Origin of the sequence: Gilliamella sp. Nev5-1 (assembly GCF_001690895.1) — a bacterium.
Taxonomy (GTDB): Bacteria; Pseudomonadota; Gammaproteobacteria; order Enterobacterales; family Orbaceae; genus Gilliamella; species Gilliamella apicola_C.
Map to the genome: position 1 here is coordinate 1 of NZ_LZHO01000091.1, position 8,015 is coordinate 8,015.

Annotated in this window: 8 protein-coding genes and 1 pseudogene; 8 read left to right on the forward strand and 1 reads right to left on the reverse strand. The window is 35.4% G+C overall.

Features of this window, described 5'->3' with window-relative positions; all coding sequences use genetic code 11:
• Positions 1-248, forward strand: a 248-nt coding sequence (locus tag A9G41_RS14375) for a hypothetical protein (protein ID WP_065652808.1), incomplete at its 5' end; no start/stop codon positions are given.
• A gap of 189 nt (positions 249-437) precedes the next feature.
• On the forward strand, positions 438-1,067 hold the full coding sequence (locus tag A9G41_RS13010; protein ID WP_176700434.1) for a hypothetical protein: 630 nt from the start codon (positions 438-440) through the stop codon (positions 1,065-1,067).
• Positions 1,068-1,215: 148 nt separating this feature from the next.
• Here A9G41_RS13010 and A9G41_RS13015 read toward each other — a convergent pair whose 3' ends face one another.
• Complete coding sequence (locus A9G41_RS13015; protein ID WP_065581872.1) at positions 1,216-2,097, reverse strand: LysR family transcriptional regulator; 882 nt, start codon at positions 2,095-2,097, stop codon at positions 1,216-1,218.
• A 104-nt stretch (positions 2,098-2,201) separates the two neighbouring features.
• Between A9G41_RS13015 and A9G41_RS13020 the strand changes: the two genes are divergently transcribed.
• From A9G41_RS13020 to A9G41_RS13045, 6 genes and pseudogenes are all read left to right on the forward strand, one after another.
• Positions 2,202-2,786 carry a cysteine hydrolase gene (locus A9G41_RS13020; RefSeq protein ID WP_065581871.1) on the forward strand — a complete coding sequence of 195 codons (585 nt, stop codon included), beginning with the start codon at positions 2,202-2,204 and terminating at the stop codon, positions 2,784-2,786.
• A gap of 11 nt (positions 2,787-2,797) precedes the next feature.
• Complete coding sequence (gene hypE / locus A9G41_RS13025) at positions 2,798-3,823, forward strand: hydrogenase expression/formation protein HypE (protein WP_065581870.1); 1,026 nt, start codon at positions 2,798-2,800, stop codon at positions 3,821-3,823.
• On the forward strand, positions 3,795-6,131 hold the full coding sequence (hypF, locus tag A9G41_RS13030) for a carbamoyltransferase HypF (protein WP_065581869.1): 2,337 nt from the start codon (positions 3,795-3,797) through the stop codon (positions 6,129-6,131). The genes hypE and hypF overlap by 29 nt, the downstream gene beginning before the upstream one ends.
• Before the next feature lie 6 nt (positions 6,132-6,137).
• Complete coding sequence (locus tag A9G41_RS13035) at positions 6,138-6,833, forward strand: HAD family hydrolase (protein WP_065581868.1); 696 nt, start codon at positions 6,138-6,140, stop codon at positions 6,831-6,833.
• 389 nt (positions 6,834-7,222) lie between these two features.
• On the forward strand, positions 7,223-7,588 hold the full coding sequence (locus tag A9G41_RS13040) for a hypothetical protein (protein ID WP_065581867.1): 366 nt from the start codon (positions 7,223-7,225) through the stop codon (positions 7,586-7,588).
• 189 nt (positions 7,589-7,777) lie between these two features.
• Positions 7,778-8,015: pseudogene (locus A9G41_RS13045) on the forward strand (hypothetical protein); the annotation flags it as partial.

Sequence of the window (8,015 nt, forward strand, 5' to 3'; positions counted from 1 at the left end):
ATGATCCTTATGCAAGAGCAAGAAGTATTATCGCAAAGCTATCAGATAAAGACCAAGAAAAGATTTTTAATTTTCTGCGTATAGTAATGATAGATACAATGTCAACAATTTTTGGCACCATAGATGGTTCATGTTTTCCTCCTAATATTAGTGGTGATTTCATTCTTGAGTATGATGGAGATGAAATACAAGGTTCATTGCAAGATGAGTTAATTGCCAAAGCGGAAGAGATTGGTGTCTACAATTAATGAATTAATCATTTTCCCCCGATCTGCTAGTAGGCGAAAAACACAACAAACAGGGATAGACCGACTACTGTTATGATTGCACCAACAGAATTGAAGCGATTGCCATCAAAGATACTGGGAAATTCTGCTATACGATGATACCCCAACCTATTAGCGGGATCGAAAGCGTGTTCCTAAAAAAAGAGGTCGATGCTAATTATGGCTAAACGTGTTGTTTGGAAGAAAAATGATCTAGTCAATATCCAATTACGTGATAATTTATACACAATTGGACAGATGCTAACCAGCCCTGAAATGCGCTTTTATGATATTTTCAATTCAGATGGTGCATGGCAGAATTTAGATTTAAATAAAATAGAACCCTTGTTCAGCGTTTTTGTTGGGAATGTGATTAATAAGTCGTTAATTCAAGGGAAAATAAAATCCATTACAGTAATACCCAGTTCAAAGCCTAGCGAAAGATATTGGATTGATGCCTATACTATTTTGGATGGAGATCATTACAAAGGTGACAAATTTAATTTTCATTTTTTAGGAGGAAAATTAATAGATCTTGTTCCTGATGCTGATGGCATTTTAAGTACAACTAGAGCACCAATTATCAAAGAAGATTTAACGCTTCCACAAGATAGAAAGCTTATTGAACAATATGAGATGACTAATATGTGGGGTGATGTAGATTTACGAGACCGCCTCTGTCGCTATTTTGATACAGGTATTAACCGTGATGATCTGAAATTTGAAGTATTCCCTGATTTATGGGATGACAGAGAAAAATTGCGTCCCCTGACACGCCGCCTACCAGAACCACTTCGTTAAGCAGATAATCAAAAGAAAACGGAATTACCCTTTTTTATTTAACTGAATGATTATCAAAAAAACAAAGATAAAGAAACCAAAACCCCAACATAATTACCCCCCTTTTACTTTTATCATAGAGAATTTTCTACTTTTTTGCTGCACTATTTTAGGGGGTAGTTACAATTGTTTTAACCATTTCTAAAAACAGATCTCTTTTTTCATTACGAATCTTTGGGTTCCATACCATAGCAATATCCCACCCTGGTTGTTCAAATTCAGGGATAATGAGTTTAACGCCTTTCGGTAAAAAATGACGGACACTTGCCGGAACAAAGGCAACCCCATTTTTACCTGCAATTAACGCTAAAAGAGACGAAAGATCACTGGTGGCTGATACGGGATTTGAAAATATATTCATATGGTCAAGCATCATTTTAGTTTGTTCAGCCAAACAAGGTGCTAAGTTTGGCTTTATGTGCAATAAAGAGTGTGTTTCGATTACATAATTAAGATTAGAGGAATTAACTTCAACGTCAGCCGGCACAGCAAGAACGATCCGTTCCTTAGATAGAATTATTGAATTTAGAGAATCGTGTACCGGCATTCGAGCAAAGGCAATATCCAATTCACCTTGCATCAACATCTTAATTTGAGTACTAGATGGAATTTGTCTGGTAATAACTTCATATTCAGGATATTTATCCGAAAAGGCATGAATCCACTTAGGTACATTTTGGAATGACGAAATACCAAATCCAATTAATATATGGTTATGTGCATTCTTCTTAATATCACTGGCTGTGATAAAAAAATGATTGTAATACTTTAAAAGTATTTGCGCTTCGAGAAATATTTTTTCTCCAATATATGTTAATTTTGCTCCATTCCGACCTCTAATAAAAAGTTTCATTTCAATAATTCTTTCTAAAGCTTGAATTTGTTTTGTCAATGCAGGTTGAGTTATAAACAAAGCTTCAGCTGCGAGGCGGTAACTTTTAGTTTCAGCCAGTGTTATAAATGCTTTAAGCAGTCGGATGTCGATATTCATATCCATTCCAAATGTTTATCAATAACTGATTTTTTTTTCATTATACACAACTTCCTCAAATGTTTATATTTAAGAAAGTTCAATTTTGCATGGAGATAGACGTCATGCCCAAAGTAGCGTTATTAACTAATGATTTGCAATATGAATTTACCTACAAAATATCAAAATCACCTGAAGAACTGGAAGAAAAACTTACTAAATTTAATGAATTTTTAAACGGTATCAGGAATCTAAATCATCAAGTTATACATTTACAGTTGATTAATGATCCCAATGATCCAGCAGTGCAAAAAAGATATAAAAATCGAGAAGGTGGTATTCCAGCTTTAGCTGGAATACCAGAAAATCAGATATTGAAGACAATAAGTCATCCTTCAGATATTGTTGTAGTAAAAGGACGAGATACTGGTTTTTACAACAATGACCTTGATGGTATTCTAAAAAAACTTGGTGTTAATTCAGTGATTGTTACAGGCTTGCAAACTCATGTTTGTGTTCAAACAACGGCAGCTGATGCTTATTTTAGAGGGTACAATGTATGGGTTCCAAGTGATGGTGTTTTTGCTCCTTCCATAGATGATACCAATCGTGCTTTAGAATGGCTGGCAAATTATTGCGCGACAGTAGCTTCATCTTCTGAAATTTTAGCTCTTCTAGAGAAGCAAGATGATTTGCCGGAACGCAGTTAATGGAGCTAAAAATGAACATTATAAAGTCAAATGAAGAGGTTGTTGTTCTAGATCATGGTACTGGAGCAAAATTAAGTCGAGAGCTGGTTGAGAAAATTGCTTATATCCTCGATGATACTTATCTTGGAGCAATGGAAGATAGCGCATCATTAAATTTACCTACTAGCAAAGTTGCATTTACGACAGATTCTTTTGTCGTAACCCCTTTAATTTTCGGCAATGGTGATATTGGCAAAATTGCAGTGTGTGGTACTGTTAATGATTTGGCCGTAAGTGGTGCAAAGCCACTTTATTTAACTCTTAGTCTTATTTTAGAGGCAGGTATGCCAATGTCTGAATTGTTTAAAATCATTGAATCTATCCGCGATACCGCCAGATCTGCTAATGTCAAAATTGTAGCTGGCGATACTAAAGTTGTTGGAAAAGGCGAAGCTGATAAGCTTTTTATTAACACTGCCGGCATTGGGATATTTGAGCATTCACCTGTTTCAATCAAAAATGTAAAACCAGGACAGAAAATTATTTTAAGTGGATATATAGGGAACCATTCTATTCATTTATTATCAATGCGCGAAGGGTTGGGATTTGAACGTGATATACTAAGCGATTGTGCGCCTCTAAATCAAATGATTCAAGAGATATTTGATAATGTACCAGAAGGTAAAATTGCATCAATGAGAGACGTTACAAGAGGGGGGCTATCAGCTGTTCTTCATGAACATGCTCGTTCACAAAATTGTGAAATAGTTATTGAAAAAGCTGCATTACCAATTCAACTTGAAACAGCTATGGCCGCAGATATGTTAGGTGTGGATATCATCAATTTAGCCAATGAGGGCTGTTTATGTCTGTTTGTTGAACCTGATGCCGCGGAAAGTGTTCTCGCTATACTTAAGAGAAATCCTTTTGGGGAGAAAGCTGTAATTATTGGGGAAGTTATGCGAGTAGGACAACCAAAAGTTTGCATGATTGAATCTGACGGTACTCAAATTACTATTGAGGAATTATATGGTGCAGAACTTCCAAGGCTCTGTTGAGAAAGTAACCAAACGTTATCGTGTAAGCGGTATTGTCCAAGGGGTAGGATTTCGCCCCTTTGTTCATAGATTAGCCAAGAATTATGGCGTTAATGGATGGGTATTGAATGACTCTGAAGGTGTACTGATTGAATTACAATCATCAAATGATAATATTGCATTAATGATGAACGAATTAGTCTCAACGCCTCCTCCGCTAGCTCGAATAATAAATATAACAATAATAGATCAAGTTGATAATGAATGCTATCAAACATTTAGCATTAGAAAAAGTCTTCAGCTTGACCATATGAATACAATTATACCTCCTGATTCCAACGTGTGTAATGATTGTCTATCAGAAATGAGGGATTCTGAAAATATTCGTTACAGATATGCTTTTATAAATTGTACCAATTGTGGACCACGATATTCCATAATTAAAGATATGCCTTATGATCGTAGTCAAAGTACAATGAGTTCGTTTAAAATGTGTCCATCCTGTCAGCATGAATATAATAATATTGATGATAGACGTTATCATGCTCAACCAAATGCATGTCCGATATGTGGACCTGAACTAGAATTGGTTGATCATTCAGGCAAACCTATATCCACTGATGATATCGTCCGTTTTACTATTAAAGAGTTAAAAGAGGGCAAAATCGTTGCAATAAAAAGTTTAGGAGGATTTCATTTAGTAGTTGATGCATCAAATACTTCAGCAGTTAAAGAACTGAGAAAACGAAAGAAAAGAGATGCAAAACCCTTTGCTGTTATGGCTGAAAATGTAGATAACATCAACAATTTTGCGACCGTAGAGTTTGAAGAAAAAATTCTTTTGGAAAGCCCGCAACGTCCAATTGTGTTATTACAAAAACGTAAAGTTAAATTTTTGGAAGATGTTGCTCCACACAATCCAAATATAGGGGTAATGCTACCGTCCGCACCGCTACATTATTTGTTACTTGAAGACCCTACAATGCCTGTTTTAGTAATGACTAGCGGTAATTTATCAGGTTATCCTATCGTTTATGATAATAAAACTGCTGTAGAACAATTAGGTAAAATTGCAGATTACTTCATTTTAAACAATCGTGATATTCATACACGCGTTGATGATTCGGTTGCTCGTATTATGATTAATGAAAAAAAGGATAAAAACCAGATGTTATTTCTGCGCCGTTCAAGAGGTTATGCGCCTTACCCGATTCATCTAGCATATGAAGTTGGCTCAATTACTGCATTGGGTGCTGAATTGAAAACAACAATTAGCCTTTCAAAAGATAAACAAGTTTTTATGAGTCAACATATTGGTGATCTTAAAAATGACTTAACTTTCGACTCACATAAAGATTGTATTTCTCATTTAAAAAAACTTCTAGGTATAGAAACAAATGCTATTGCCTGTGATTTGCATCCAATGTTTCGTTCAACACGAACAGCTTTAAATCAGTTAAATACGAAAGTTATTCAGGTCCAGCATCATCATGCTCATATGGCTTCATGTATGGCTGAAAATGGATTATTGGGTCAAACTATTGGTGTAATCTTTGATGGGACTGGATATGGTACAGATGGGAGCATTTGGGGTGGTGAATTTCTAATAGGTGATTTTGAAAATTTTTCAAGAGCAGCTTGTCTCCGAACGATTCGATTAATCGGCGGAGACAAAGCCATTAAAGAGCCTTTACGCATTGCTGTATCTCTGTTGACAGAAACTTTTGGTGATAATTTTGATTTGCTTGATATACCAGCATTAAATTTGTTGTCTGAACAACAAAGGAATGTATTTACTAAAATGTCGGTACAAAAAATCAATTCAGCTGCAACAAGTAGTATTGGCAGACTTTTTGACGGTGTATCAGCGTTAATGGGAGTTTGCACTAACGTTGAATATGAAGGGCAAGCAGCAATTGAGTTAGAATCGCTTTTAGAACGCGATTTGCACATGGTTAAACCATTTAAGTTCAGACTTGAAGATAAGGATGGTCATATTGAAATTGATTATAGACCAATGATAAAAGAGATAACTTTTGCTCTCCTAAGCACAGAACCGAACTTGTCAGAAATTAGCCGGTGTTTCCATTCCACTATTGTAGAAATAATTAAAACTGTGTGTAAACAATTAGCTTCTAAGACAGGGTGTAATCAAATTGTATTAAGCGGTGGTGTTTTTTGTAATGAATTCATTCTCATGAATACAATAGATCATTTAGAAAAAATTGATTTAAAACCATACAGCCATAAATTAGTACCAACTAATGATGGTGGAATTTCATTAGGGCAAATAGTTGTTGCTGCACCTATTTTAAACTCAAAAGGATAAAAAATTATGAGTAATGCAAGAGAAAAAATTTCCGGTGTTTTATTTGATATGGATGGTGTACTTATCGACTCCAATACTGTTATTGAAGGAGCCTGGATTGAAGCCGGCGCTTTATACGGAATCAAAGTTACTGATAGTGATATAGTAAATCATATTCACGGCCAACCAGGACCGCACACAATAAAGGCGCTTTTTGGCCACCTGCCAATAGATGACCAAAAAAAAGTACAGGCCTATATTATTCATGCTGAAAATACTGCTGACTATGAGCCTATTCCCGGCGTTGCGCAGTTAATATTAGCTTTGTCAGCTGCAAAAATAAGAGTAGGAATAGTGACGAGTGGCTGGCGAGAAAAAATTGACAGGATCATGGATATGCTTCAGATTAAAGACTGTATTTCCGTGATTGTAGAGCGTGATGATGTGTCTCGTGGTAAACCATTCCCTGATCCGTATATTTTAGGTGCGAAACGTTTAATGCTACCTCCCAATAAAACACTGGTATTTGAGGACTCAATTAGTGGCGTTACCTCTGCTGTTGAAGCCGGTGCATATTGCGTAGGTATCGGAGAAACAATACTTATCAAGCATGGTGCTAAAACTGCAATAGCTAATTTTTTGGAAGTTAAAGTAAATAAACAAGATAATGGCGATTACAGTATCTCGTTGGATCGCGATCATGAAGTTTTTATAGAGAATTGATAAAGGAAATAAAAATAGAATCAAGAGCAAGATGTGCTGTTACTGTATTATTTTACAATGGATTTATAACTGGCGCTTGGGCGATTCAAATTGCATAATTTGCACCACGTTTTAATGTCACGGACGAAGTAATTGGTTATTTTATTCTTACTTTTGGTCTTGGCGCATTATTTATGATGCCTATATCCGGGATATTAATGTCTAAATTTGGGTCTCGTCAAATTGTGCAAATTTCGGTATTATTTGCACTATTAGCTAGAGATATACGTTAGCTAAAAAGAGTTTACCCACAAATACCCAATAGCGCTTTTCAGAAATTAATCACCAAAAATAAAGAAATATATCCAGAAATGAATACAGTAAAACCTAATGGAAAAGGAGGTTGTTAAATGAATAAAATAGGAAAAGATGAATTAGTAGTTACCTCACTTTTATCTATGCTTTTGGATGATACACTTGAATATTATAAAATTCATTTAAGTGATCCGAGTAAATCTACAAACGATAATGATCCTTATGCAAGAGCAAGAAGTATTATCGCAAAGCTATCAGATAAAGACCAAGAAAAGATTTTTAATTTTCTGCGTATAGTAATGATAGATACAATGTCAACAATTTTTGGCACCATAGATGGTTCATGTTTTCCTCCTAATATTAGTGGTGATTTCATTCTTGAGTATGATGGAGATGAAATACAAGGTTCATTGCAAGATGAGTTAATTGCCAAAGCGGAAGAGATTGGTGTCTACAATTAATGAATTAATCATTTTCCCCCGATCTGCTAGTAGGCGAAAAACACAACAAACAGGGATAGACCGACTACTGTTATGATTGCACCAACAGAATTGAAGCGATTGCCATCAAAGATACTGGGAAATTCTGCTATACGATGATACCCCAACCTATTAGCGGGATCGAAAGCGTGTTCCTAAAAAAAGAGGTCGATGCTAATTATGGCTAAACGTGTTGTTTGGAAGAAAAATGATCTAGTCAATATCCAATTACGTGATAATTTATACACAATTGGACAGATGCTAACCAGCCCTGAAATGCGCTTTTATGATATTTTCAATTCAGATGGTGCATGGCAGAATTTAGATTTAAATAAAATAGAACCCTTGTTCAGCGTTTTTGTTGGGAATGTGATTAATAAGTCGTTAATTCAAGGGAAAATAAAATCCA